Raw genomic sequence first — 25752 nt, forward strand, 5'->3', positions numbered from 1 at the left:
GGCCAGTCGCACGCTTCGATGTTGAACGCGCAGTCACTGCCCACCCGACGACTGCTCGCTGCGCGATTTAGCCCCTGCAGGTTTTAGCCCGTACAAACAGTGCGGACGGCGGAAACGTGCACCGACGCACAGAAACCCGGCGCCCGCATCCAGGCGCGCGGAAGGTGCGATGAGGGCTTGCCGACAGACCCCATCGCAGGCGAGCGCGCCTTTGCGAGACGCCAGCGAGTCAACGAAACGAACTCCATTCGCCGACAACGTCGACGTCGTTTTGGTCAGCACACGGCGTAGGCACTGCAACGAATCCATGCGCCGTACGTGCCAGACTTGCCACCGACGACCGGCTCGATGCATGCGTCCGGCGCAGCAGACCGGGCACTTGATCGCGCCGCCCCCAGCGCCGCTCACGGAGAACGCCGATGCGCGTGATGACACGTTACGGGATTGCACTGCTGGCCTTGATCGCAGGGCCGGCGCTGGCGTCCACCGCTGCCGAGCGCTGCGCCACGGCGCCGGAGGTCGGGTTCGATCAGGCCCTGGTCTGCTATCGCGATGCAGTGGAACAGCAGCCGCTGGTCTACACGAAAGGCGCCATCAGCCGGATCGCCGGGGTCGAGCGGCGCGAGTACCTGCTGACCTCGCAAACATGGTCGCCTGAAGGACTGGTCACCCCGGCCACCTGGCAGCATGACGTGGCGATGTATGTGCCCGCCGATGCACTGCAGACGCGTGCGTTACTGATCTCCACCAACGGCACGCGTCACCCGCCCGCAGGGAGTGCGGCGCAGCCGGCCAGCGAGCTGTCGCCCGAAGCGCTGGCGGCGCTAGCGCAACGCAGCCGCACCGTGGTCATCGCGCTGAGCGATATTCCCAATCAGGCGTTGCAGTATCAGGGCGATGCCACCGCGCGTCGCGAGGACGATAGCGTGGCCTACAGCTGGTCGCTGTTTCTGCAATCGCCGCAGCAACGCAAGACCATGCCACTGCATGTGCCGATGACGGCGGCGATCGCGCGCACCATGAGCCTGGCCGAGCGCGAGCTGGCACCGCTACAGATCCATCGCTTCATTCTTGCCGGTGCGTCCAAACGGGGCTGGGCCAGCTGGCACGCCACCATCGCCGACCCACGCGTCGATGCAGTGGCGCCGTTCGTGATCGATATCCTCAACATGCCGGCCGTGCTGGACCATATGTACCGGGCATACGGCGGCAACTGGCCGATTGCATTCAACGCCTATGCCAAACAGGGAATTACTGCGCAACTGCAGACCCCGGCGTTTGCGCAACTGGTGCAAGTGCAAGATCCGCTGAGTTATCTGCGCACGCCGCAGCGCAAGCGCCTGATGGTGCCCAAGTACATCGTCAACGCCAGCGGCGACGATTTTTTCCTGCCGGACAACACGCAGTTGTTCTATGACGCGTTGCCTGGCAGCAAAGCCTTGCGCATTGTGCCCAACAGCGCGCACAACGGCATCCGCGCGTCGGTCGTCGACAGCCTCGTACCTTTCGTTGCACGGCTGCAGCAGCAGCGCGCGCTGCCAAAAGTCAGCGACACCTTGCGCACGGGCGACGCCGCCACGATACGTTTCCGTTCGTCGGAACGACCGACGCAAGTGCGGCTATGGTCGGCCATCAATCCGCAGGCGCGCGACTTCCGCTACGCCTGCGGCATCCGCTATCGCGCCACCCCGGTCGTGCTTGCACGCGGCAACACCGTCTCGGTGCCGGTGCAGACTCCAGAGGTCGGTTGGAGCGCCTATTTCGTCGAAGCCACCTATGCGGATGGATTCGTCGCCACCAGCCAGACCTACGTGCTCGGCAAGCAGCCATATCCTTCCAGCGCGCCGCCCACCGACAACGCCGCCTGCAGCACGTTACCCGGCATGGCCACTCGCGCCGCTGCGCGTTGAAGGTGATTGCGGTTGCGGTCAGAGCGAGCAACGGATCGCTGGCCGCCCTCAGCCATTTTCCGGAGGCAGGCTTGATCCGCGACCTGCCGTGACGCTGCGTGACGTCGGGTACGCCAACGACTTGATGGGACGGTTGTCCGCGATGCCTTGCGGCACTCCCGAATCAGGGCGGGTCACCGGTGAGCGTGCACCTCACGATCGCTGCGGGTAGTCGCACCAGGTGAGCACGCCGCTACATCCGCAATATGCAGGCTGCAGACCCGACGACTGCACCGTCTTGTCCGCGTTGCGCAATGAAGTCCGCACAGAAGCGGCACCAGTCGCGGTTTTGGCACTTGAGCCCGCCACCAAGATCGATCCAACCCGACTGAACCATTGACATCGTTGTCACCAACTCCTAAACAGGCCGCTACGCGCTGATGGCATCGGTCGATCAGACGGACCAAAGGACTGCATGTGGCTGCGACTTCGCGTTCTGCTCACGTTTCTGCCAGGCCCGTTGTTCCTGTCGCCGCCGGCTTCATCGCTGCCGATGTCGGCGGTACGCATGTGCGTCTTGGCCATGTAGTGCAGACAGAGGACGCCATCGCGCTGGCGCATTACCGCACCTATCGCTGCGCCGAGTACGTCAGCCTTGAAGCCATCCTGGCCGACTTCCTGCCGCAGGCCGGCCGTGTCGAGACGGTCGTCATCGCCAGCGCCGGCGTTGCGCTGGACGACGGCAGCTTCATCAGCAACAACCTGCCCTGGAGCATCTCACCCACCCGCCTGCGCGCCACGCTGAAGCTGCGCAACGTGCATCTGGTCAACGACTTCGAAGCGGTTGCCTACGCAGCGCCGCAGATGGAGCCGCGCGCGCTGCTGCAACTGAGCGGGCCTACGCCACGGCATGCGCGTAGCGCCGGGCCGATTCTGGTGGTCGGCCCAGGCACCGGATTGGGAGCTGCGGTATGGATCGATGCCAAGCCCCGCCCCATCGTACTGGCGACCGAAGCCGGCCAGGTGGCACTGGCCAGCACACACGCGCGCGAACATCAGCTGCTGCGCATTCTGCTGCGCGACCGGCACTACCTGCCGCTGGAACACGTGTTGTCCGGGCCCGGGCTATTGCGGCTGTATGCCGCGGTGTGCGCGCTGCACGGCTTGCCGCAACGCCACCAGCAGCCTGCGGCAATCACGCACGCGGCATTGCATGAAGACGACCCACTGGCGCGCGAAACGCTGCATGCGTTCTGCGCCCTGCTCGGCCACGCAGTCGGCGACATGGCGCTGGCCTACGGCGCCGCTGGCGGCATCTATCTGGCCGGCGGCATCCTGCCGACGATCGGAAACTTTCTGGCGTCCAGCGCATTCGGCGCGCGCTTTCTGGACAAGGGCAACATGCGCGGGGTGCTCGAACGCATCCCGGTCAAGCTGGTCGAGCACGGGCAGCTGGGCGTGCTCGGTGCGGCCAATTGGTATCTGCACCACCACGCTGACGTGTCGTAAGCGTTCCACCGCGCGTTTTCCCGGACGTGCGGTTGCTAGCCCCCGCATCCGGCGAGCCACGGCCCGCCATCCATCCCTGTGCGTGATGAGGAGAGACATCATGAAAGACAGCACCAAACTGCTGTGCAGTGCGATTGCGTTGTCGTTGGCGGTGACCGCGCAAGCCCAGGACAGCGCTGGCCAGCAAGCCACCGAACTGGATGCCGTACAGGTGGTCGGCATCCGTGCCAGCCTGGAAAAATCCCTGGATACCAAACGCAACAACGCAGGCATTTCCGAAGCGATCACCGCCGAAGACATCGGCAAGTTTCCCAGCACCAACGTGGCCGAAGCGCTGTCGCAGATTCCCGGCGTCACCCTGGATCGCCGCTTCGGCCAAGGCGAGCGGGTCAGCATCGACGGCACCGACCCCAGCTTGAATCTGTCGTTCCTGGATGGCCACCCGGTGGCGCAGGCGATCTGGTTATACGGCGAGCAACCCAGCCGCGGATTCGATTACACCTTGCTGGCGCCGCAGATCCTGGGCCGCGCGGAGATCCTCAAATCCTCCGAAGCGCGGCTGACCGAAGGCAGCCTGGGTGGAACGGTGCTGATGCACACGCGCCAACCACTGGATCTGGAAGCCAACGAGATCGCCGGCTCCATCGGCTACAGCTATAGCGACCAGGCCAGCAAGGGCAAGCCCAATGCGGCGCTGCTATACAGCTGGAAAAACCCGGCAGAAACCTTGGGCATCGCCGTGTCCGCGCAGCATTACGAAGAACGCGTGGACCGCCGCGGCATGGAGGTGTTCGGCTACGCGCCCGCCAGCACGTTTGCCAACGCCGCAGGCACGGTGCCTGCCGATGCAGATGTGCCCAACTCGATCAACGCTGCCTGGTTCCAGCAGGACCGCGAGCGCGACAGCGCGGTGGTCAACCTGCAACTCAAGCCCAGCGACGCGCTGGAATTCAACCTCAGCGGCTTGTACATCAACGAGAATTTCGACAACTACAACCAGTCGATGTACAGCTTTCTGACCTGGAATGCCGGCACGGTGGCCGCGGTGGACCAGCTCGGCGATGTGCGCAACGGCGTGGTGACCAGCGGCCACTCCAGCGCCAATGCCGACCCGCTTGGCGGCACGGTGATCTACGACAACAACGTGCGCGAATCGGAAGTCACCACCAAAGGCCTGGACCTGCGCGGCGCATTCGCCGGCGATGGCTGGGGATTGAAGGGACAGGTGGGCCAGAGCAAATCCGAAAACAAGGATCTGTCGCAATACTTCATCGAGCCGTTCTACAACGGCGGTTTTCGTTGGGACACGCGCCGCGGCATCCAGTTCGACGACCCAGCAGCCGCGCGCAACCCGGCCAACTGGGGCTCGGCCGGCGGCTGGTTCGGCAACAACGGGATCTTCTCCACGCAAAGCAAGGACACATACGGGCAACTGGACCTGGATCTGCAGTTCGATGGCGTGTTCAACCAACTGCTGCTCGGCGTGCGCCATGGCAAGCATGAGGAACGTTTCGAACTCAACGTCTACGGCGGGGTAACCCCTGGCACATTGGCCGACGTCGGCACGATCGGCCTGACCGACCTGCAGGATTTCTATCCCGACCACGGCCGGCACGTGCAGGCCGGGCGCAACAATGTGCTGAACTGGATCCGCAACAGCGCGGTCGATTACAACGCACCGGATCCGGCCAGCTATCTCAACAACAGTTGGGCACTGCAGCAGACCAACAACGCCGCCTACGCACAACTGAATTTCTCCGGCGGCGGCCTGCGCGGCAATCTGGGCGTGCGCTATGTGGACTCCAAGACCGAAGGTAGCGGCTTCGTCTACAGCGGCACACCGTCGTTGGCCAATGTCGACAGCCTGTGGCAGACGCGCACCCGCAAGGAGGACTTCCTGCTGCCGTCGCTGACCTTGTCCTATGACACCAGCCAGGACTGGGTGTTCCGCGTTGCCGCGGCCAAGGTGATCGCCTGGGCGCCTTACAACCAGATGGTCAACAATACGTTCCTCAACGACACCACGCTGACCGGCAGCGGCGGCAACGCGGAGCTGTCGCCGTACGAATCGTGGAATTTCAATCTATCGGCCGAGTACTACTTCGCGCAGCAGTCCGTGGTGGCATGGTCGGTGTTCTACAAGAGGATCGACAACTACATCGACACCAGTGCCAGCGTGGAGCGTCAGTACAACGCGCTACGCGACACCGCACCGCAGAGCTGGGCGCAATTGCTCGGCAGCAATGGCTGCACCGCCGACGGCTACTGCGATTACAGCGTGCAACGCCCGCGCAACGCCGGCGACGGCAAGGTCAAGGGCTTCAACATCGCATTCCAGCAGCCCTTTGGCGACAGCGGCTTTGGCCTTACCGCCAACTACACCTACGCCAACGGTGAAAACAACACCGGCGATGCGCTGCCGTACCAGTCGCGCAACAGCGTGGCGTTCAGCCCGTACTTTGAGAAAGGCCCGCTCAATGCGCGGCTGACCTACAACTGGCGCGACAGCTATCTTGCCGGCGGCTATGTGGCCGGTGCGGCGCCGGCCAGCGTGGACGACTACGCCGAACTCGGCGCCAGCATCGGCTATGCATTCAGCCCGAACTGGTCGCTGCAGCTCGATGGGCAGAACCTGCTGGACGAAGAGTATCTGCAATACCTCGGCGACAAGGACCATCTGGCTGGCCGCTACAGGAGCGGGCGGCGCTATATGGCGAGCCTGCACGTGAAGTTCTGACGTCGGCGCCGTCGTGGGTGCGGCCATTACCGTGTGGCCGTACCCGCCAAGTGCCGGATACCTAGACGCCTGCGCTGCTTGGCGATGCGTATGCACCGCGCTTCTACGCAGCTTGATCTGCACGCCGCGCATGGCGCTGCGGGAAACCGACATGGTGACTGCGGCGGTCGGGCACCCGGCCCATCACTCGCTACGCACATGCGAACCGATCCCACTGCAGCGGGCTGCGAGCAGCCCGCACGCAATCGGGCAGCGCGACTCAGCCGCGCAACGCCGCCACGCGCTGCGACAATTTCTTTGCCGACACGCCGGACCTGGCGCCGAGCTCCTGCGCGAACACCGACACCCGCAACTCTTCCAGATCCCAGCGCAGCGCCTGCCAGTCGGCACCTTGCTGCAATCCACGCGCGGCCGCATCGTCCAGCGCATCCACAAACGGCTTGAGCTCGAGCATGCGTGACTGATCGCGCGCCGGATCGCGTTTGGCACGCTCGGTCCGCAGGATCATCGCCTTGAGATAGCGCGGATAGTTGGCCAGCGCTTCGGCCGGGGTGTCGCGCAGGAAGCCGGCATGCACCAATGCACGCAACTGCTGCTCCATATCGTCCAGATTTCCGCGTGCCCAGCCCATCAATGGCGCTTCCAGCAGCGGCTTGAGCTCGGCAACCGCCCCCAGGATGCTTTCGGCAAGTTTCAGCCGCTCCATCGCTTCGCCGAACAGGCGCTTGGTCGCATCCTCGCGACGGTGTGCAAACGCAGCCGGGTCGCGGATCGCGCCCAGCCCGTCGGCGAGCACAGCATTGAGCGCAGCATCGACCAGATCGCCACGCAGGCGCTCCTGCGACTCGATCGCCGCATACAACAGGCCGGTTTTGGGCGAGACCGGCAACTGTTTGCGCGCGTGTTTGATCTTGTCGGCCAACGCGATTTCCAACAGGCGACGCACACCGCGTGGATGCGCCTGCGCAGCGTCGTTGCGGTCGGCAAAGATGCGCAAGGCAGCGTCCTCGCCCTGATCCACCAAGGCCGGGTACGCCGGCACACCGGCCTCGCCCGCAACCTGTTCGGGAATCGGGGTGCTCGGAAAATCGCGCAACCCTTCTGCAGCCAGGGCACGCCCGGCACGCGCGGCAAATGCCTGTCCGGCGCGTTCGCCAAAGCGTGCACGCAGGCCGTCCAGGTCGCGCGATTCGGCCAGCACCTTGGCGTCGTCGTCGCGCAGACGCAGGTTCATCAGCAGATGCGTATCCAGCGATTGTTCGTCGAAATCCAGCGCCGATACGTGCACGCCGGTGGCCTTGGATAGAAAACGCGCCAGCTCGCCGCGGATATCGTCGGCCGACGGCAGACTGTAGGCCTCGTAGAACGCACGCCCGAAATCTGGTGCCGGCACGAAATTGCGCCGCTGCGCCTTGGGCAGGCTGCGGATCAGGGCCGATGCCTTGTCGGCGACAAAGCCAGGCGCCAGCCATGATAGGCGCGCTGGGTCCAGCGCATTGAGCAGATGCAGCGGCACGTCCAGGGTGACGCCGTCATCGATCGCACCCGGCTCGAAACGGTACTGCAGCGGCAGCCGCGCATCGCCCAGCGGGAAATACTTCGGGAAGCGATCGGCCTCGCTGCCCTCGCCGGGCAGCAGATCGTTCAGGGTCCAGTGCAGGCTGCGGCGTTTGTCCGGCGGCAGGCCCTTCCACCACGCATCCAGCCCGCTGGCCGAATGCAGCTCGGCCGGAATGCGGTCCAGGTACCAGCGCGCCTGCCAGTCTTCGTCGGCGACGATGCCGGCGCGACGCAGCTTGGCCTCTTCCTCGCGCGCCTGTTCCAGCACCTTGAGGTTATCGACCACGAATGCGGCGCGCGTGTTGATTTCGCCGGTCACCAGGCCTTGCCGCACGAACAGATCGTGCGAGGCAGCCGGGTCGATCTTGCCGAAATGCACCGGTTTCTTCGGCGCCAGCACCAGCCCAAACAGGCTGATCTGCTCCGATGCCACCACCTGCCCCTGCGCACGCGACCAGTGCGGATCGAAATGCTTGCGTGCCAGCAGATGCCCCAGCTCGGCGATGGCCCAGTCCGGCTCGATTGCCGCGTTGGTCATGCCCCAGACCTTCTGCGTGTCCAGCAGCGTGGCGGCCAGAATCCACGGCGGCGGCTTGCGTGCCAATGCCGAGCCGGGGAACGGCACGAACCGGCGTTGCCGCGCGGCGAGAAAGTCGCCTTTTTCGGTGCGATGGCCGATCTGCGTGGGCAAGCCGGCCAGCAGCGCGCGATGCAGCGATTGATATGCCGCAGCGCGTTCGCGCTCGCTCGCTCGCGCCGACACTTCCGCGGCCTCGGCCTGTCTGTTGGACACCGCAGCGGTGGATTGCACTGGTGGCGCAGCCGGATCGGGCTTGCCTTCGCGCGCAAGACGCGCGGCACGGTGCAGCTGCCCGCGCGTCGGCCGGTTGGCATTGTGACCATCCTCGCGCGCAGGCGCGCTGGCGCCCGCCAGCAGCGGCGCCAGCATCACGTTGGCCGGCTCCTCGCTCCAGCCGAGCTCTTCGCACAACAGCCGCAATTGCCGATGCAGTTCGCGCCACTCGCGCATGCGCAAAAAGCCCAGAAAATGCCGGTTGCACCAATCGCGCAACTTGGACTGGGTGAGGTCTTCGTGCACCTGCCGGTAGGCGTCCCACAGGCGCAGGATGCCGACGAATTCCGAGCGCGCATCGGCAAACAGCGCATGCGCATTGTCGGCCGCCTCGCGCGCTTCGGGCGGGCGTTCGCGCGGGTCCTGGATGCCGAGGAACGAGGCGATGATGATCATCTCGCGCAGGCAGCCATGCTGCTGTGCGGCCACCAGCATGCGCGCCAGCTTGACGTCCACCGGCAGGCGCGCCATCTGGCGACCGATGGTGGTGAGGCGCCGATCGGCATCGATCGCGCCCAGCTCCAGCAGCTGCTGCCAGCCGTCGGCGACTGCGCGTTCGTCCGGCGCTTCCAGGAACGGGAAGTCCTCGATCCGCCCCAGCCCCAGTTGCAGCATGCGCAGGATCACACCCGACAACGACGAGCGCCGGATTTCCGGGTCGGTAAACGCCGGGCGCGCGGCAAAGTCCGCCTCGGCATACAGCCGGTAACAAATTCCTTCGGCGATCCGCCCGCAACGGCCCATGCGCTGATTGGCACTGGCCTGCGAGATCGGCTCGATATGCAGGCGGTCCAGCTTCTGCCGCGGGCTGTAACGCTTGACGCGCGCAAAGCCCGGGTCCACCACATAGCGGATGCGCGGCACCGTCAACGAGGTTTCGGCCACATTGGTCGCCAGCACCAGACGCCGGCGCGGGCCGGGGTTGAACACGCGGTCCTGATCGGCCGCCGACAGCCGCGCATATAGCGGCACCACTTCGGTCTCGCGATATTTGCGTCGTTCCAGCGCATGATGCGCATCGCGGATCTCGCGTTCGCCCGGCAGGAACATCAGCACGTCGCCGCGCGGATCGATGCGGGTGATCTCGTCGATCGCCGCCACGATCGCATCGTTGACGCTGCGCTCGCCATCGCGGCCGGTGTCCTGCGCTTCGTCGCCGCCGCTTTCTCCTTCGAGCGGCCGATAGCGCACTTCGACCGGAAAGGTCCGCCCCTCCACATTGATCACCGGCGCATTGTCGAAATGCTGCGCGAAGCGTTCGGTATCGATGGTCGCCGAGGTCACGATCAACTTGAGATCCGAGCGCTTCTTCAGCAACTGCTTGAGATAGCCGAGCAGGAAATCGATGTTGAGGCTGCGCTCGTGCGCCTCGTCCACGATGATGGTGTCGTAGGCCGACAACCAGCGGTCGCTGGCGATCTCGGCCAGCAGGATGCCGTCGGTCATGAACTTGATGCGCGACTGCTCGCTCACCCGGTCCGTGAAGCGCACCTGGAAGCCCACCAGCGTGCCCAACGGCGTCTTCAGCTCGTCGGCCACCCGCGCGGCCACCGCGCGCGCGGCGATCCGGCGCGGCTGGGTGCAGCCGATCATGCCGGCCGCACCGCGCCCGGCCGCCAGACACAGCTTGGGCAGCTGGGTGGTCTTGCCGGAGCCGGTTTCGCCGGCGATGACGACGACCTGATGGTCGCGGATCAGCCCGATGATGCGCTCGGCTTCGCGGGCGATCGGCAGCTGCGTGTCCAGCGTGATCGCCGGCTGCTGCGCGGCACGCGCCTGCCGCTGCGCCAGCGACACCGTCAACGCTTGCTCGAACGCATCGCGCAGTTGCGGGTTGCCGGGCTTGCCCTGCCAGCGCGACCATAGGCCAAGCAAGCGGCCCCGGTCGCGGCTCAGTGCGCCATCCACGGCGTGGCGGCGCTCACGCAGCAGCGCGGCAAGGTCGGTGTCGATAGCGCTCATTGATGGAGAAATGTGAAAGATTGAATGACGTTTGATCCTTTAGCCTGTCTATTGTGACGCCATATCTGTTCCCTCAGACACCCACCTCCTCAGAAGGGCCATTCCATGTCCAAGAAAAAGAACGCCAACAAGCCCGTCGTCATCAACGATGCTCTGCCGGTCGCTGCCGCGTCGGCGCCGCATATCGATATCGGGATCAAGGACGCCGATCGCAAGCAGATCTCCGACGGTCTGGCCCGCTACATGGCTGACGCCTTCACCTTGTACCTGAAGACCCACAACTTCCATTGGAACGTCACCGGGTCGATGTTCAACTCGCTACACACCATGTTCGAAACCCAGTACACCGAGCAGTGGGCTGCACTGGACGAAGTGGCCGAGCGCATCCGCGCCCTGGGCTATAACGCACCGGGCTCGTACCGCGAGTTCGTCGCGCTGACCTCGATTCCGGAAGAGCCGGGCCTGAGCGACAGCGCCGACTGGCGTGAAATGGTGCGTCAGTTGGTCAGCGGCAACGAGGCCGTGTGCCGCACTGCCCGCAAGGTGCTCGGCACCGCCGACGACGCCGGCGACGACCCGACCGTGGACCTGCTGACCCAGCGCCTGCAGACCCATGAGAAGTACGCCTGGATGCTGCGCTCGCTGCTGCAGTAAACCCGCAGGGCTTCGCTCCCTGCAGGCTTGCCCAAGGTTTCGCTGCGCCGAAACCTTGGGGCCCTGGCCACTCCCCCCGCCTTCGGCGCGCCCCCTGACTCAGGGGTCGCGGCCATCTCCGCTTCGCGGACATGTCCCCCAACGTTTGCTTTGCAAACGTCGGGCCCCGCTATGCACCCCCATACCCCCCGCCTTCGGCGCGCCCCCTGACTCAGGGGGCTGGGATGTGCTGTCGGTGGTTGCGCCCTCTCCCGGCGGGAGAGGGGTTGGTGAGGGTGCGGAGCGCAGCTCAGTGCCCCAACGCGCAGCCACCGGCCCTGCACTGCACTGCGCCGCAGGCTCCAGTCACACCCCATGTGCGCATTCGCCCGCCACGTCCACCACATCGCGGCAATCCCCGACCCGCTATCGGGCAACACTGCCGACATGACACCGACCAGGGCTTGACCCGCACGGTATCCTATGGCGATGTCTTCCCCCGCACACGAACTGCTCAGCCGCGTCTTCGGTTACGACGACTTCCGCGGCCCGCAACAGGCCATCGTCGAACACGTCGCTGCCGGCAACGACGCCCTGGTCCTGATGCCCACCGGCGGCGGCAAATCGCTGTGCTACCAGGTGCCAGCGCTGTTGCGCGATGGCATCGGCATCGTGGTTTCGCCATTGATCGCATTGATGCAGGACCAGGTCGAGGCGCTGCGCCAGCTCGGCGTGCGTGCCGAATTCCTCAATTCCACCCTGGATGCCGAGAACGCGCAGCGCGTCGAACGCGCGCTGCTGTCGGGCGATCTGGATCTGCTCTACGTCGCGCCGGAACGGCTGCTGACCCAGCGCTTCCTGTCGTTGCTGGAACGCAGCCGCATCGCGCTGTTCGCCATCGACGAAGCGCATTGCGTGTCGCAATGGGGCCACGACTTCCGCCCCGAATATCGCCAGCTCACCGTGCTGCACGAGCGCTGGCCGCACATCCCGCGCATGGCCTTGACCGCCACCGCCGACCCGCCCACCCAGCGCGAGATCGCCGAGCGCCTGGATCTGGTGGATGCACGCCACTTCGTCAGCTCCTTCGACCGCCCCAACATCCGCTACACCGTGGTGCAGAAGGACAACGCGCGCAAGCAGCTGCAGGAATTCCTCACCCGTTATCGCGGCTGTGCCGGCATCGTCTATGCGATGTCGCGGCGCAAGGTCGAAGAAACCGCCCAGCAGTTGTGCGCGCAAGGCTTCAACGCCCTTCCCTACCACGCCGGACTGCCGGCCGAGGTACGCGCGGAAAACCAGCGTCGCTTCCTGCGCGAGGACGGCATCATCATGGCCGCCACCATTGCGTTCGGCATGGGCATCGACAAGCCGGACGTGCGTTTTGTCGCGCATGTGGACCTGCCCAAATCGCTGGAAGGCTACTACCAGGAAACCGGCCGCGCCGGCCGCGATGGCGACCCGGCCGAAGCCTGGCTCTGCTACGGCCTGGGCGATGTGGTGCTGCTCAAGCAGATGATCGAACAGGGCGAAGCAGCCGAAGAGCGCAAGCGCCTGGAACGCGCCAAGCTCGATCACCTGCTCGGCTACTGCGAATCCATGCAATGCCGCCGCCAGGTGCTGCTGGCCGGCTTCGGCGAGACCTACCCCAAACCTTGCGGCAACTGCGACAACTGCCTGACGCCTGCTGCCGCCTGGGACGCCACCGTGGCCTCGCAGAAGGCGCTCAGTTGCGTGTACCGCAGCGGGCAGCGCTTCGGTGTCGGCCACCTGATCGACATCCTGCGCGGCAGCGAGAACGAGCGCATCAAGCAGCTCGGCCACGACCAGCTGAGCACCTATGGCATCGGCCGCGACCTGGACGAGCGCACCTGGCGCAGCGTGTTCCGGCAACTGGTTGCGGCCAGCCTGCTGGAGGTCGACAGCGAAGGCCATGGTGGCCTGCGTCTGACCGACGCCAGCCGCCAGGTGCTCAAGGGCGAGCGCCAGGTGATGATGCGGCGCGAGAACCCGGCTGCCGGGCGCGAGCGTAGCGCGCAACGCACCGGCCTGCCGGTGCAGCCGCAGGACCTGGTGCTGTTCAACGCCCTGCGCGGCCTGCGCGCGGAGCTGGCCAAGGAGCAGAACGTGCCGGCCTTTGTGATCTTCCACGACAGCACGCTGCGCAATATCGCCGAACAGCGGCCCACCAGCATCGACGCACTCTCGCGTGTCGGCGGTATCGGCGGCGGCAAACTGGCCCGCTATGGTGCGCAGCTGATCGACATCGTGCGCGAGCAGGGCTGATGCAACAGCGTGTGTCAGCGCCATGCCAGCGTCGACACAACATCGGTTGGAGTCGACAGCGCGCATTCAATCAGCCGTTGCTAGTTTCACAGGGCGAGCTGGCACGCGCTGCCAGTCCCTCTTAGAGTCGAACCGATGAAACGCAGCCTGCTTCTCCTGGCCACTCTATTTACCGTCGGTGGCGCGCTCGCCCAGACCGGCGATGTTAGCGCTGAGCCGGCCAGCGCGCGCTCGCTGGACCTGAGCGTCCCGCAAGCGCCACTCCAGTACCGCTCCGATCCGGAATACAGCACCGACCCGCCGGGCACGTTTTACGGCGACAAGAGCGGCCCCCGCCCGGCCCTCGCACGGCCAAGCGCTGCCTCGATCGCGGCAGAACGTGCCGAGCAATGCCAGGGCAAGCTGCACGGCGCGGTCGAGACCGGCATGGGCTATTCCAACCGTGGCGGCAACAGCAACTGGCAGGCAGTCAATTTGAACTCCTGCAAGACCTATTACGACGACGACGGAAAAGCGCATCAGATCGGCGTCAGCATCAGCGTCGGCCGCGGCGAAGGCCCGGTCTTCGGCCCACGCTACGCACCCGGCGGCTATGGCCCGGGCCCGTTCGGCTGGTAACCATACGGCTGCGTCTGCGTTGACGGTGGGTTCACTGCCGCATCGCTGAGAATGTGGTCTGCCTTACGAGACGCGCTCATGTCACAGAACAAGGAACGGCCAGTTGTATTCGTCGTCGAAGACGGCGACGGCACCCGACAACTCAGCTGCCTTGTCCTGGAAAGTTACGGCTTTACCTGCCGCAGCGCAGGGTCTGTCGAAGAAGCGCTCGCCCTGATCGAAAGCGACCCGCGTGTCGATGTGCTGTTTTCCGATATCCATTTCCCCGGCGGCCTGACCGGCGTGGATCTTGCGTTGAAGACCGCGCATGCACCGTACAACCTGCCGGTGCTGCTCACCTCCGGCCTGGCGGTGGAGTACGTGGAAGAGATCCTGCCCGACGGGGTGGCTTTCCTGGAAAAGCCCTACACCCCGGAGCAACTGCTCACCGCCATCCGCAGCGTGATGGCAAAGCGCCGCGTGCTCGCCACACCCGGCGTATGACGCACACGGCCGCAACTGGAGGGCGGCCAACACTCCCGATATGAAATGGCGGCCGGCGCGCGATGCGGTGGCAACGGGGATTGATCGCGGCACCGCTCTCCCGAGGCTGCGGCGCACTGTCCACTTGGTGGCCGCAAGGCGCTATCGTGGCGACAAGCGGCGGCCCGCATCACAAGGCGGTGACAACGCCCCTGGCGGCCGATGTACCGCTGCTGCACCTGTCAGCGTTGCGACTTCGCCGGCCGCCGCTGCGGCCTCGCCGACGCATGCAAGCATGGAGATGTCCAGCGAACCGTCCAGGGCACGCGCCCAAAGCGTTAGCAGCGGCCTGAACTGCAGCCAGTTGCAGCCAGCTGGCCCCATCCGTTGCGCGGCGACCTGCCAGAGAGGCAGCGCGGTACGAATCGACTGTGCCCGCTTCCATTGCACTTCCAGCCCTCGCTGCCCCCGTGGCTGCGCGCAGCTCAAGCCGGCACGGCTGTCGGGAACGTCCTGACAGCGTGTCGGCGTGCCCCCGATTTACGTGACGCAAGTCTCACTTAAACTGCAGCCACCGGACGCGAGGCCAGTTGGGCCGCTCAACTCGCGGGGCGCTGAGCACGCCCCTGCCGGAACACTGGTGGTACCGAACTGCGTAGCGCACTGCATTGGGCGCCAGGCGATAGGCGCGTAGACCGCTGCAAAGCGATCGCCGCCCCGGTTGGGTTGCTTGATCGCATGCACGTGTTCCTGCGTGCAAGCGCAGTTGCGCTTGTCGATCGAGACCCGCACGTCGATCGGATGCGGCGAGATACGCCTGGCAATGCGAGCGACATCACTGTGGCAGGCGACGCACGTGGCGGCCGTCACTGGTCGGCTCGCCGATCCAATCGATCTCGCCTACCGGAGGCTCTCATCGATCCGCGCGGTGGCCCAATGCATGACCTGCTCGCGCTTACGTCGCGCTGTTGACTGTCACCGCTCGCAACACCGCAGCAGTTTCCACACATCGCTGCGCAGTTTTGTGACCTCACACAGCGCTGACTGCATCCGTCGCATCGGTTGTATTCGCATCAAATGGCCCGGCGCGCGCAGCTCCCACTGCATCGATGCGTCAAAACCGAGCGACAGCGCTGCTGGCCTTCCATCAAGGCAAAAGCGCATCTGCGCGCAATGCAGCGCATTTCACGCGATCAAGCAGGCCGCTCGCTAGGCTAACGTCAGTGCAGCGCTTCGCTGCAGATGACTTTCGGGAGATTTTCATGGGCGACAACTCGTTTCTAACACCGGCATTCGCCATCTTGGTCATCGGGATCATCGCCGTGGTGTTCTGGCTGGTGACCCGCGCCAAGAAAAAGCGCAACAAGAAGTAAGCGAGCCGGGCGGCAGCCGCAAGCAAGGACACGCTGCACGCGATTGCGTGCGATGCGGCTCGTCAGGCATCGGTCGACCTGCGTCGGCCGCTACTTGAAAAGCTTCAGGATTCCACCTTGCGGCATCGCCAAGCATCGGCACAAGCATGCTGGCGCTGACAGAAGCACATGCACTCCACGCGCACGACCTGACCGACATGGACGATGCACTCGCGTCCGCTGCCTGCACAAGCTGCACCCACACCTAGCAAGATGCGCCTCAGAAACGCTCACCCACCGGCAGATAGCGCCACTGGCCGATCGCCAGCTTGCCCAGCGACACGCGGCCCACGCGTAGCCGACGGATGCTGACCACGTCCAGTCCCACCTCACCGCACATAGAGCGCAGCTGGCCTGGCTGCACGTGCTTGATCGCAAAGCGCAGCCGTTCTTCGTTCTGCCAGCTCACCTTGCACGGCGGCAGGCTGCGCTGCTGATACACCAGACCATGCGCCAGCCGCGCCATGCCATAGGGGCGCAGCTCGCCGCGCACTTCCACCAGATATTCCTGCTCGATCGAGCCTGCATCGACCGTCAGCCTACGCAGTACCCGCCCGTCCTGGCTCAACACCAGCAGGCCGCTGGCATCGTCTTCCAGCGGCAGCGGCGCATTGAGGCGCAGAAAATGCCGTTTGAGCACGCGCACCTCGGCGTTGTCCAGTTCGCTCCGGCTTGCCGGGTTGGCCAGTGCCATCGCAGCGTCGGCAGTCATTCCTGCCGGCTTGTGCAACAGCAAGGTGGCGGGCTCGGCGGGTTCCAGCACCGCATCCGGCGCAAGCGCCACCTGCGCGGCGGTTGCCAGGGCCTGCGGCTCTTCGACCACCACCCCATCCACGCTGACCCAGCCGCCCTCGATGTACTGCTGCGCCTCGCCACGCGAGCAGCCGAACTGCGCGGCAACGCATTTATCGAGACGGATGGGATCGGACATCAGGCAAGCTCAGCATCAGGGCACGGCAGTGTACGTGCTGGCCCACCGAATGCGAGAGGCAGCGGCCTCTTCGGGCACGTACTGCACCGCCGGGCCACACCACCAGAGCGCAGTACGCTACGGCCAGGCCTTGCACCACCGCAACGGCCCCGTCGACCGCTGCTTCTGCCCTGCACCACAACGTGGGAAACTCGGCGCTCACACAGGAGCTCGCAGATGTTCATCAAGTTCGGCACCACCCGAGTCCGCCTCACCCACATCTCGGTCATCAGCGATCCATTCAACGCAGGCGAAAGCTTCGGCTCGTACTGCCACTCCGTACGGGTCGGCCTGATTTCCGGCGAAGAAGTCTTTGCGCGTTTCAACAGCGAGTCCGACGCACAACAGCTGCATGCCAAGGTGCTGGCTGCGCTGGAGGGCTGATACCCGTCCGCAACGCAGCGCGCTCGCCCGGCTGCCGAGGTTTGCCTTGTCACCAGATGCAGTGCGCGCTGCCGACACTGCTCCCAGCTCGCGCACATCGCGCGGCACCGCGGGGCACTGTCGCCCTGCTTGCACGTCGACCTCGGCGTTTGCTGAGGATCCAGCGTCTGCGCAAGGCGAATTTCAGGTGGTGGGCGAACGCAAACCGAAGCGCGCACCAGCGCTTCACGTGCCGCATGACAAGCGCTCTGCAAATGACACGCATCGATCCAGCCAGAGCTTACAAGCACGGCTAACAAATGGCGCATGTGATCGGTCGTCGATGCGGAATCCTGCACACACGATGCGATGACATGCGTATTGCGCCGGTTGTTTCCAGCATCGGCAACATCTGTTTAACGTGCACGCAAAAGCGGCGTCAGCTGCGCTCCCTGGCTCTCGGCAGATCACGATGTCAGGCGCCGATGGACAGCTGTCGGGGAATCTCTTCCGCGCAATGAATCGGCTGTAACTAGTACAGAACGGAAGGCTTTAGCACGTCGGTATCCAGCCGCTAGCTGGGCAAGACGCTTGAGTGGACGCACCCCGCATCCACCGGGCCCTTCAGCTGCACTAACTGGATGCGGTTATGAACGATTACTTGCAACGCCTCAATGTCGGCCGTCGCCTTGGCATGGCCTTCGGCATCTTGATCCTTTTGTCGGGCCTGCTTGTTGCAACCGGCCTGGTCACCATGTCCAACGCCCGTTTCGAGCTGGATACCATCGTCAACAGCAACATGGAGAGGATCCAGCTGTCCTCGGAAATGCTCGACGCCAATACCAATGTGGCAATCGGCCTGCGCGATATCGTCATGGTCGCTGGCGACGCAGCCAACCGTCGCGCAATGGACATGATCGACAAGAACCGCGCACGCTACAAGCAGGCACACGACGCCTTGGCCGCACTGCCCAGCAGCGCGCCCGAAAAAAAGGCGCTCGATCTGGTGCAGGAGAAGCGCGACATCTCGGTCAAGCTCAATAACCAGATTCTCGAATACGGCCTTCGCGATCAGAATCAGGAAGCACAGGCGCTGTTGCAAGGCGACGCCGCAGCGGCCATGGACGCCCAGCAGACGGCGATCCGCGAGAACGCCGCACTGGAGCGCCGCCTCAGCAAGGATGCCTATGCAGCAGCGGTGGCATCGATGCATAACGGGAAAATCACCCTGGCCACCGGCGGCATTGCCGCACTGGTCATCAGCGGCCTGCTCGCGTGGTTGATCACACGCAGCCTGACCCAGCCGCTCGGCCAGGCCACCCGCACTGCAGAAGCCATCGCAGCCGGCAACCTGCACAACGATGTGCATACCAATGCCAACGATGAAACCGGCCGTCTGCTCAAGGCCATGGACAAGATGCAGCTGCAGCTGCGCAACCTGATCGCCGCGCAAACCGACATGGCCAGGCATCACGACAACGGCCAGATCAGCTTCCGTATCGATGCGGCGGCATTCCCGGGCGACTACGGGCGCATGGCCAACGACACCAACCTGCTGGTTGCCTCGCACGTGGCAGTGCAGACCGATCTGGCACGCATCATGGGCCGGTATGCGGTTGGCGAGCTCTCCGAAGACATGCAGCCGCTGCCCGGCGAAAAGGCCGTTTTCAGCGACACCATGTCGCAGGTCAAGCTCAACCTGTCGGCCATGAACCACGAGATCAAGCATCTCGCCCAGGCCGCCGCCAATGGCGACTTCAGCGCGCGCGGCGATGCCGAGCGCTTCCAGTTCGACTTCCGCATCATGGTCGAAAGCCTCAACCACCTGATGTCCACGGCCGACGGCAATCTGCAGTCGCTGTCGTCGTTGCTGCAGTCCATCGCCGCCGGCGACTTGACCGCACGCATGAGCGGCGACTTCCGTGGCGTGTTTGCTCAGATGCGCGATGACGCCAACACCACGGCCAGCCAGCTGGCGCAGATCGTCGGCAACATCCAGGAGTCGGCCGTGTCGATCAACTCCGCGGCCAGCGAAATCGCCGCCGGCAACCAGGACCTGTCGCAGCGCACCGAACAGCAGGCAGCCAACCTCGAAGAAACCGCAGCATCGATGGAAGAGCTGACCTCCACCGTCAAGCAGAATGCCGAAAGCGCACGCGAGGCAAACCAGCTGGCGATCGGCGCCGCACGCGTTGCCTCGCAAGGTGGCGACGTGGTCGGCAAGGTGGTGGACACCATGACCGGTATCGAAGCCTCGTCCAGGAAGATTGCCGACATCATCAGCGTCATCGACGGCATCGCCTTCCAGACCAATATCCTGGCCTTGAACGCAGCGGTGGAAGCCGCGCGCGCCGGCGAGCAAGGCCGCGGCTTTGCCGTGGTGGCCTCGGAGGTGCGCACGCTCGCGCAGCGGTCCTCCGGCGCCGCCAAGGAGATCAAGGACCTCATCGACGACTCGGTGCAACGCGTGGCCGAGGGTTCGGCACTGGTGCACAGCGCAGGCAAGACCATGGGTGACGTGGTGGCCAGCGTGCAACGCGTCACCGACATCATGGGCGAGATTTCTGCAGCCTCGCAGGAGCAGTCGGCCGGCATCGAGCAGGTCAACCAGACCATCACGCATATGGACGAAACCACCCAGCAGAACGCCGCGCTGGTGGAAGAAGCCACTGCCGCCGCGCGCGCGATGGAAGAGCAGGCGGTGCAGCTCACCGATGCGGTGGCGATCTTCAAGATCGACGCACGCCAGACACGGCAGTCCGCTTCGCGCGTAGCGGCACCGGTCGCACAGCTGCTGAGCAAGGTCCGCAACGCCTGAGCCAGCAGCCGGCACTGCGCCGTCGACCGGGTCGTCGGTGCAGGCACGCTGATGCAACACCGCGGATGTGCCCGCAGCCATTGATGCCATCGCACACACAGAAAGCGCCCGCCAGGGCGCTTTCTGCGTTTATCCCGCACGCTCACCGGCATTCGGCGCAGACAGCTCAGGCACCCGCAACGCGCGCGCAGTGCCCACAAAATAACCTCGAAAACAAGCACGCAAGCCACTCAAAAGCGCTTGTTTCCGGCGCCATGCCTGGTTACGCTGCGCCGGTCGAAAGAGAGCAGGCCGGATGGTAGCCCGGCCACCGTCTGCAGCGCAGGCGGCATCTTAGCCATCGGTACCCACGACATCCGCAGCCGGCGCCGCCGGCACTGCAGGTGTGTCCGTGGGTGCTTTCGTCACCGCGCGGCACGCCTTCTCAATCAGGAAGGATCAGCCGTGAACACCAGCAACGACCGTCGAGCTCCGCAGCGCCTACTCAACGGCGCGCATGTCCAGGTGCAGGCTTGCGCTCTCGCAACGGACGCAGGCGGTGGCCAGCACGGCGATGCCTTCTCGCACTGGCGACAAGGCCATCTCGACGCACGCGTGATCTGGCGGCGGCAGCTCAGGCTACAGGACGGCACGTCGGTGCTGTTGGCGGCTTGGCAGATACCGCATTCGCCGCGCTGGGAGTGGGAAGCCATCGACCCGCTGCAGGATCGCCACCTGTCCGGCGGCAGCTGCGAATCGTCGCTGGCGGCAATGCGCGCTGCCGATGCCTGGCCGGCACTGTGCCGTGTCGAGATTGCAGTGCTCGCCTGACAGCGCGCAGCGCGAACCACACGTCTCCCGACGCGGCGCCATGACGGTGCGCACCGCGCAGTCGGCCCACCGCAGCCAGCGCGCGCAGGGACCGGGACGATAGCATTCCATCAGCGACTGCGGAGACAGCGGCGGCGTGAAGCCCTGGCGCGCATGAAGACCATGCGCATCGCTGGTGGCCAGGCTTAAACGGCGCAGCCCCTGCAGATGGGGATGCACCGTGCCCGCATCAATCACTACCTTGCCATCGCCCTTGCCCTGGTGCTCTGGCAACACGAACACATCGCCCAGATAGGCAAAGGTTGCTTAGTCGCAAAACCACTCCCGCAAACGCGACCTGCTCACCCTTCAGAAACCTGCCCAGGCACAGCGCGTTGGCGATGGCGCGCTGTACCAGAGCAAGCGGGATGTCCCTGGCCCAGTCGCTGTGCTGCACCAGGGAGCGATGGATCAGCGCGACATCAAGTTCGGACTGATCGGTGGACATGCGCAGCGGCGACATGGCAACAACTCCGGCAACAATGGCCTCAGGTGAGCGACTGCGAAGGCAGCAACAACAGTGCGCACAGCACCAGCATGAATCCTGCGATCGCAGCATCCAGCAGACGCCACGCGCGCGGATCGCGAAAGGCCGGCTGCAGCAAACGCGCGCCATAGCCCAGACCGGAAAACCAGGCGATGCTGGCCAGGCACGCCCCCGAAGCGAATGCCCAGCGCAACTGGCCCGGGTAACGCGCGGCCAGACTGCCCAGCAGCAGCATCGTGTCCAGATAGACATGCGGGTTGAGAAAGGTAAATGCCAGGCACGTCAGCATGGCGCGTTGCCAACGCTGGGCGCCGCCCTGCGACGGTGCCAACCCGCTGGTGCCACGCCAGGCCCTGCGTGCAGCCAACGCGCCATATGCCGCGAGAAATGCAGCTCCCGCATAGCGAAGTAGCTGCAGCAAGTCCGGCCACTGCGTCACCAGTACGCCAATCCCGGCCACGCCCAGCACGATCAGCGCGATGTCGCCGAACGCGCAGATCGCCACCACCAGACCGACATGCTGGCGCTGCAGTCCCTGCCGCAGCACGAATGCGTTCTGCGCCCCGATTGCGATGATGAGACCTGCGCTGGCGATGAAACCAGCGATGACGGCTTGAAGGAACACGAATACCTCCCGGATCAGTGGCGCCAATGCTGGGCGCTCCGCCGTAATTAAGAAAACTAAATATTCTGTATGCTGCTTAGAACTTCTAATCCTGCCGAGCGCCATGGATCTTCTGCATCCGCAACTGGCTGCATTCGCTGCCGTTCTTGAGGAAGGCAGCTTCGATACCGCTGCGCAACGGCTGTCGGTGACGCCGTCGGCGATTTCGCAACGGGTCAAGGCGCTGGAAGACCGGCTCGGTCAGGTGCTGGTGATCCGGAAAGCCCCTTGCCGCCCCACTCCCGCCGGCGAACGCCTGCTACGCAGGGTGAAGCCGATGCAGGTGCTGGAATCCGAAGCGATCGCCGACTTCCTTCCCGGCGACAGCAGCGTTGGGCACCCACGTACCCTTTCCATCGCGGTCAACGACGATTCGCTGCAGACCTGGTTGCTGGCGGCGCTGTCTGCCTTGCATCAGGCACACGGGTTTCTCTTCGATGTGCAGATGGACGACCAGGACCATACTCTTGAGTTATTGCGTGCGGGCAGCGTGCTGGGCGCAGTCACCTCAGAGCGCAAGCCGTTGCAGGGCTGCAATGTGCATGCGCTGGGCGTGATGCGTTATCACGCCGTCGCGTCGGCTGCCTTTGTCCAGACGCACTTCAAGGACGGCTTCACTGCCGCTTCGCTGGGCCACGCGCCCATGCTGGTATTCAATCGCAAGGACGCGCTGCAGGCGCGTTTCGTCAAACGCATTACCCGCACGCAACTGGCTCCACCGACACATTACCTGCCCACCTCGACCGGTTTCGTCGAAGCTGCTGCGCGCGGACTCGGATGGTGTCTGGCGCCGGAGTCGATGGTGACGCCAGCCGCTCGCAGCAAGCAGATCGTCATCGTCGACCCAACCCGCTGGCTCGATGTTCCGTTGTACTGGCAATACGCCGCAGTGGGCTCGAGCGCTCTGCAGCAACTCAGTCAGGCGCTACGCGAGGCAGCCGCGACGAGTTTGCGTGGAGGCAGAAGCTTCGCAGCGGCATGAGCATGCGCCGTGCACGAGGTATCGAAGTCGGCCGACACGCTTCAGTGGCCTCCGGTCCGAAATCCGGCCAGCCTGTACTCACTCGTTGCAGCAACGCAATGCGTTTCGACGACCCCACGAATGAAGAGATTTGTGCAAACCCCGCCCCTGCCGGCGCTTCTGTGCAGGTCAGCACTGCGCCGCCCTCACGAAGATATGGGCGTGTTGCGCGCATCAAGAGCTCCTGCAACCGGAAACGACACTGTCCCGCCAGGATTGGACGTCCATTGGGGCCAGATCTGAAACACCCGCGTGTCTAAACGCCCAGCGTGGCTTGTGGCAACGCCTTTTCAATACGCGGCTTTGCTGTGTCGTCCTGATATTCGGCCATTGCGGTTATGGTCCTGACCCGCATCGCACCTTCACCGATTGCCGTGAATCGCGCGATCACGGCGACATCCGGATGCGAGCAACCCAGGCTGGCGTCCCTTCCGCGTTGTATCGCGCCTGATGGTTCAGGCAGACATCTCCATGGCTACGAAGCGGCATCGACCAAGGCATTACATCGACGCCGCTGCGCTAGACAGTGAACGCGCCTGGATCTGGCGCGACCGACCTCGCCTGCGCCAGTAATCGATGCCTTCGAACGGCCTGGCCGGCTCGCGTTTGAACTGCGGAAAGCCGCGGCTTTCGATGCCGCCGTCCTCCCCGCGCTGAATGCTGGAACAACCGATTCGATTCGCAACCACACGGTCACCTCGGCGTCTTATCCGCACCGTAGCTTGCCGCCGAAAGTTGCCGACACTCCCTACAGTCCACCACTCGAATCGGACCAGACCATGTCTTCCTCATCGCGCAAGATCCCTCTGCTGGCTTTCGGAATCATCGTTTCCTCCACCTTGATCACCACTGCCTCCGCAAAGTCGCTGCATGTCGTCTCCCGTACCGAGCAGATGACATCGTTCACCCACACCGGACCGAGCAGGACCGAGGTGTTCAATCAGCAATGGGCCGACGGTGCGGCGCAATGCCGCGACGCGTTTCCGCAAACCACCTCGGTGCAGCTCGGCCAGGTCAATACCCGCGCGATCAACGCAAAGACCTTCAAGGTCACCGGCAAGTGGATCTGCAGGGGCTGATCATTGCTGCGGGCAGGGCTGCCCTCACACGGGCATAGGCAGCCCATCGCCAAGGGGCGATGGGCTCCGGCTACGGCAGCGACCTTGTCAATCTCGGTGCCGCCACAGGCGCGCTCTGTCGAAAGGCGCACCGCCAGCGCATCGACAGCAGCCGTCGAGTTGCGCAAGCGCGCGCATCGTTGGACAGGCACCCGACTGCATCGGCATCGCGTCCTGCCGGCACTCCAGATCGTCCAGCACCACGCGCCCATCGAGCGCATTAGTCGAGTCAACAACGGCGAAGGCCCCGGCAATTTCCGAGCGCACAAAAAAGGCGCCATCGGCGCCATCTCCATCTGACCTGCTGAATTAAGTGGTGGGCCGTGATGGATTCGAACCATCGACCAAAAGATTAAAAGTCATCACGATTATCCCTATTTATCAACCACTTACCTCCACCATCTTTCCCGAAACCGGTTAGACAGCCCTTGTTACCACTGGACTGCCCATCGAATTTTACCGCCCCCAGCTATAGTAGAAAAGGTCTGATGCGTAGGCTTACATGACCCCACGGGATATCTCTCATGTGCGCCAGGTAGCTAGTCCGCTCTAAGAGCTTTGACCTTGGTTGGCACTAGCTGGAGTAGCTCCTGCACATCCTCATGCAGGTATACACAGTATTTATCCAACAGAACAGAAATAGCTGCCCGATTAGCTGTCAGCTGCTCTACCCAAACTGCTTTAGAGTCACGATAGAGACTCTTCGCCTTTTTTGCCCACTCTGGTTTATCACTCGCATGGACAGCCAGAAAAGAAAACATAGCAAGCTCACGCAGCCCTTCATCATCCATCGCCCGATCATGCACATGCTTACCTCGTGTAAGAACAATTCCGGATAGAGGCAAGCGGACTTCCTCAATCAACTGCTTGCACTTAGCCTCGTCAAAAGGCAACCCATACTTTTTCTTTAGCCGCAGGATAGTTTTTGCATATAAATCCATTCTCTCATTTAGAATATATACCTCTTGAATGTAGAAGGTTAGGTGATACATCAAATAGTCATATAGCTTTAGGCCTTTCCGTCGAGGCAAATTTCCATTAATGAAACTCAAACTGAGGTCTAGACGATCTACTGCGTCAGTAATCTCTGTAAACCTACGAAAAACCTTATCTATAAGCTCCAGCTCGTTCGCTGGGTACGCCGCCGGGTCGGATGCGTTTTCCGGCTTCACCACACTTGACACCCAATCAATCAGGGCTTCTTGAAAAAGTTCTAAGCCTTTGTTCTCGCTCAAATTCCACCCCGACCGTTGATAATAGTGTTAAAAATCTAGCTTAATCAATTTCATGCCAACTGCGGCTCAATAATGAGTAATTTAAGGAATTTTGATCGGCTGATCTAATCTGAGCGGATTTCAGCAATTGAATTCAGCACTTCAGAGTCATCCGAGTCTTAATGGCAGCACTTCAATAGTCTACCAACCCACTGCGGATCAATTGGCTTATATCATCAAGCATCTACGGGGCTGTTCTCCTGAACTTGGTTATCAATTTGATCGCCCACCTCTTAGTATTTTTGCTAACTTAGCGAACAGTCTCTA

General features: G+C 63.7%; 18 protein-coding genes, 1 tRNA gene and 1 pseudogene. 14 read left to right on the forward strand and 6 right to left on the reverse strand.

Annotated elements, in window-relative coordinates; genetic code table 11:
* Positions 1-419: 419 nt before the first annotated feature.
* The 3 genes from FHY19_RS03625 (at position 420) to FHY19_RS03635 (ending at position 6135) form a co-directional block, all read left to right on the forward strand.
* Complete coding sequence (locus FHY19_RS03625; RefSeq protein WP_259161734.1) at positions 420-1910, forward strand: PhoPQ-activated protein PqaA family protein; 1491 nt, start codon at positions 420-422, stop codon at positions 1908-1910.
* A gap of 456 nt (positions 1911-2366) precedes the next feature.
* Positions 2367-3398: a glucokinase family protein gene (locus FHY19_RS03630; protein WP_259161735.1), complete on the forward strand. Its 1032-nt coding sequence runs from the start codon at positions 2367-2369 to the stop codon at positions 3396-3398.
* Between the two features lie 100 nt (positions 3399-3498).
* Entirely contained in the window at positions 3499-6135 is a 2637-nt protein-coding gene (locus tag FHY19_RS03635) for a TonB-dependent receptor (RefSeq protein WP_259161737.1), read from the forward strand.
* Positions 6136-6394: 259 nt separating this feature from the next.
* On the opposite strand, the gene hrpA is transcribed toward FHY19_RS03635, so the two are convergent.
* A complete protein-coding gene (hrpA, locus tag FHY19_RS03640) occupies positions 6395-10510 on the reverse strand; it encodes an ATP-dependent RNA helicase HrpA (protein ID WP_259161742.1) in 4116 nt (1371 codons plus the stop codon).
* Between the two features lie 105 nt (positions 10511-10615).
* Between hrpA and FHY19_RS03645 the strand changes: the two genes are divergently transcribed.
* The 5 genes from FHY19_RS03645 (at position 10616) to FHY19_RS03665 (ending at position 15722) form a co-directional block, all read left to right on the forward strand.
* The gene (locus tag FHY19_RS03645) at positions 10616-11164 is read left to right on the forward strand and encodes a Dps family protein (RefSeq protein ID WP_005988683.1); all 549 of its coding nucleotides are present in this window, start codon (positions 10616-10618) and stop codon (positions 11162-11164) included.
* Positions 11165-11632: 468 nt separating this feature from the next.
* On the forward strand, positions 11633-13429 hold the full coding sequence (recQ, locus tag FHY19_RS03650; RefSeq protein WP_259152221.1) for a DNA helicase RecQ: 1797 nt from the start codon (positions 11633-11635) through the stop codon (positions 13427-13429).
* A 135-nt stretch (positions 13430-13564) separates the two neighbouring features.
* Positions 13565-14047 (forward strand): hypothetical protein, encoded by a 483-nt coding sequence (locus tag FHY19_RS03655; RefSeq protein ID WP_259161744.1) that lies wholly within the window; start codon positions 13565-13567, stop codon positions 14045-14047.
* Positions 14048-14125: 78 nt separating this feature from the next.
* Positions 14126-14530, forward strand: coding sequence for a response regulator (locus FHY19_RS03660; RefSeq protein WP_259152224.1), 405 nt, complete (start codon positions 14126-14128; stop codon positions 14528-14530).
* Between the two features lie 751 nt (positions 14531-15281).
* Entirely contained in the window at positions 15282-15722 is a 441-nt protein-coding gene (locus FHY19_RS03665) for a hypothetical protein (protein ID WP_259152226.1), read from the forward strand.
* 419 nt (positions 15723-16141) lie between these two features.
* On the opposite strand, the gene FHY19_RS03670 is transcribed toward FHY19_RS03665, so the two are convergent.
* The gene (locus FHY19_RS03670) at positions 16142-16852 is read right to left on the reverse strand and encodes an rRNA pseudouridine synthase (RefSeq protein WP_259152227.1); all 711 of its coding nucleotides are present in this window, start codon (positions 16850-16852) and stop codon (positions 16142-16144) included.
* Positions 16853-17068: 216 nt separating this feature from the next.
* On the opposite strand from FHY19_RS03670, the gene FHY19_RS03675 reads away from it, so the two are divergent.
* The 3 genes from FHY19_RS03675 (at position 17069) to FHY19_RS03685 (ending at position 20882) form a co-directional block, all read left to right on the forward strand.
* A complete protein-coding gene (locus tag FHY19_RS03675) occupies positions 17069-17275 on the forward strand; it encodes a hypothetical protein (protein WP_259152228.1) in 207 nt (68 codons plus the stop codon).
* Between the two features lie 628 nt (positions 17276-17903).
* Complete coding sequence (locus tag FHY19_RS03680) at positions 17904-20072, forward strand: methyl-accepting chemotaxis protein (protein ID WP_259161748.1); 2169 nt, start codon at positions 17904-17906, stop codon at positions 20070-20072.
* Positions 20073-20516: 444 nt separating this feature from the next.
* Entirely contained in the window at positions 20517-20882 is a 366-nt protein-coding gene (locus FHY19_RS03685; protein WP_259164097.1) for a hypothetical protein, read from the forward strand.
* 105 nt (positions 20883-20987) lie between these two features.
* On the opposite strand, the pseudogene FHY19_RS03690 reads toward FHY19_RS03685, so the two are convergent.
* Together FHY19_RS03690 and FHY19_RS03695 are read right to left on the reverse strand one after the other, a co-directional pair.
* Positions 20988-21384: pseudogene (locus FHY19_RS03690) on the reverse strand (GNAT family N-acetyltransferase); the annotation flags it as partial.
* 25 nt (positions 21385-21409) lie between these two features.
* Entirely contained in the window at positions 21410-22033 is a 624-nt protein-coding gene (locus FHY19_RS03695; RefSeq protein WP_259152233.1) for a LysE/ArgO family amino acid transporter, read from the reverse strand.
* A gap of 103 nt (positions 22034-22136) precedes the next feature.
* Between FHY19_RS03695 and FHY19_RS03700 the strand changes: the two genes are divergently transcribed.
* From FHY19_RS03700 to FHY19_RS03710, 3 genes are all read left to right on the forward strand, one after another.
* The gene (locus FHY19_RS03700; protein ID WP_259161750.1) at positions 22137-23054 is read left to right on the forward strand and encodes a LysR family transcriptional regulator ArgP; all 918 of its coding nucleotides are present in this window, start codon (positions 22137-22139) and stop codon (positions 23052-23054) included.
* An 818-nt stretch (positions 23055-23872) separates the two neighbouring features.
* On the forward strand, positions 23873-24172 hold the full coding sequence (locus FHY19_RS03705) for a hypothetical protein (protein ID WP_259161752.1): 300 nt from the start codon (positions 23873-23875) through the stop codon (positions 24170-24172).
* An 84-nt stretch (positions 24173-24256) separates the two neighbouring features.
* A complete protein-coding gene (locus FHY19_RS03710; RefSeq protein ID WP_259161753.1) occupies positions 24257-24511 on the forward strand; it encodes a hypothetical protein in 255 nt (84 codons plus the stop codon).
* A gap of 14 nt (positions 24512-24525) precedes the next feature.
* Here the strand turns inward: FHY19_RS03710 and FHY19_RS03715 are convergent.
* Both FHY19_RS03715 and FHY19_RS03720 read right to left on the reverse strand, forming a co-directional pair.
* Positions 24526-24659 (reverse strand) — tRNA-Lys (locus FHY19_RS03715).
* Between the two features lie 91 nt (positions 24660-24750).
* Entirely contained in the window at positions 24751-25446 is a 696-nt protein-coding gene (locus FHY19_RS03720; protein WP_259161755.1) for a hypothetical protein, read from the reverse strand.
* Positions 25447-25752 lie beyond the last annotated feature (306 nt).

It is taken from the genome of Xanthomonas sp. 4461, assembly GCF_024806475.1.
GTDB lineage: Bacteria > Pseudomonadota > Gammaproteobacteria > Xanthomonadales > Xanthomonadaceae > Xanthomonas > Xanthomonas arboricola_F.

What these genes read in the sequence shown, in the direction of transcription:
- FHY19_RS03625 (WP_259161734.1), top strand. Translation starts at nt 420, where the DNA reads ATGCGCGTGATGACACGTTACGGGATTGCACTGCTGGCCTTGATCGCA.
- FHY19_RS03635 (WP_259161737.1), top strand. Translation starts at nt 3,499, where the DNA reads ATGAAAGACAGCACCAAACTGCTGTGCAGTGCGATTGCGTTGTCGTTG.
- hrpA (WP_259161742.1), bottom strand. Translation starts at nt 10,510, where the DNA reads ATGAGCGCTATCGACACCGACCTTGCCGCGCTGCTGCGTGAGCGCCGC.
- FHY19_RS03645 (WP_005988683.1), top strand. Translation starts at nt 10,616, where the DNA reads ATGTCCAAGAAAAAGAACGCCAACAAGCCCGTCGTCATCAACGATGCT.
- recQ (WP_259152221.1), top strand. Translation starts at nt 11,633, where the DNA reads ATGTCTTCCCCCGCACACGAACTGCTCAGCCGCGTCTTCGGTTACGAC.
- FHY19_RS03655 (WP_259161744.1), top strand. Translation starts at nt 13,565, where the DNA reads ATGAAACGCAGCCTGCTTCTCCTGGCCACTCTATTTACCGTCGGTGGC.
- FHY19_RS03660 (WP_259152224.1), top strand. Translation starts at nt 14,126, where the DNA reads ATGTCACAGAACAAGGAACGGCCAGTTGTATTCGTCGTCGAAGACGGC.
- FHY19_RS03670 (WP_259152227.1), bottom strand. Translation starts at nt 16,852, where the DNA reads ATGTCCGATCCCATCCGTCTCGATAAATGCGTTGCCGCGCAGTTCGGC.
- FHY19_RS03675 (WP_259152228.1), top strand. Translation starts at nt 17,069, where the DNA reads ATGTTCATCAAGTTCGGCACCACCCGAGTCCGCCTCACCCACATCTCG.
- FHY19_RS03680 (WP_259161748.1), top strand. Translation starts at nt 17,904, where the DNA reads ATGAACGATTACTTGCAACGCCTCAATGTCGGCCGTCGCCTTGGCATG.
- FHY19_RS03700 (WP_259161750.1), top strand. Translation starts at nt 22,137, where the DNA reads ATGGATCTTCTGCATCCGCAACTGGCTGCATTCGCTGCCGTTCTTGAG.
- FHY19_RS03705 (WP_259161752.1), top strand. Translation starts at nt 23,873, where the DNA reads ATGTCTTCCTCATCGCGCAAGATCCCTCTGCTGGCTTTCGGAATCATC.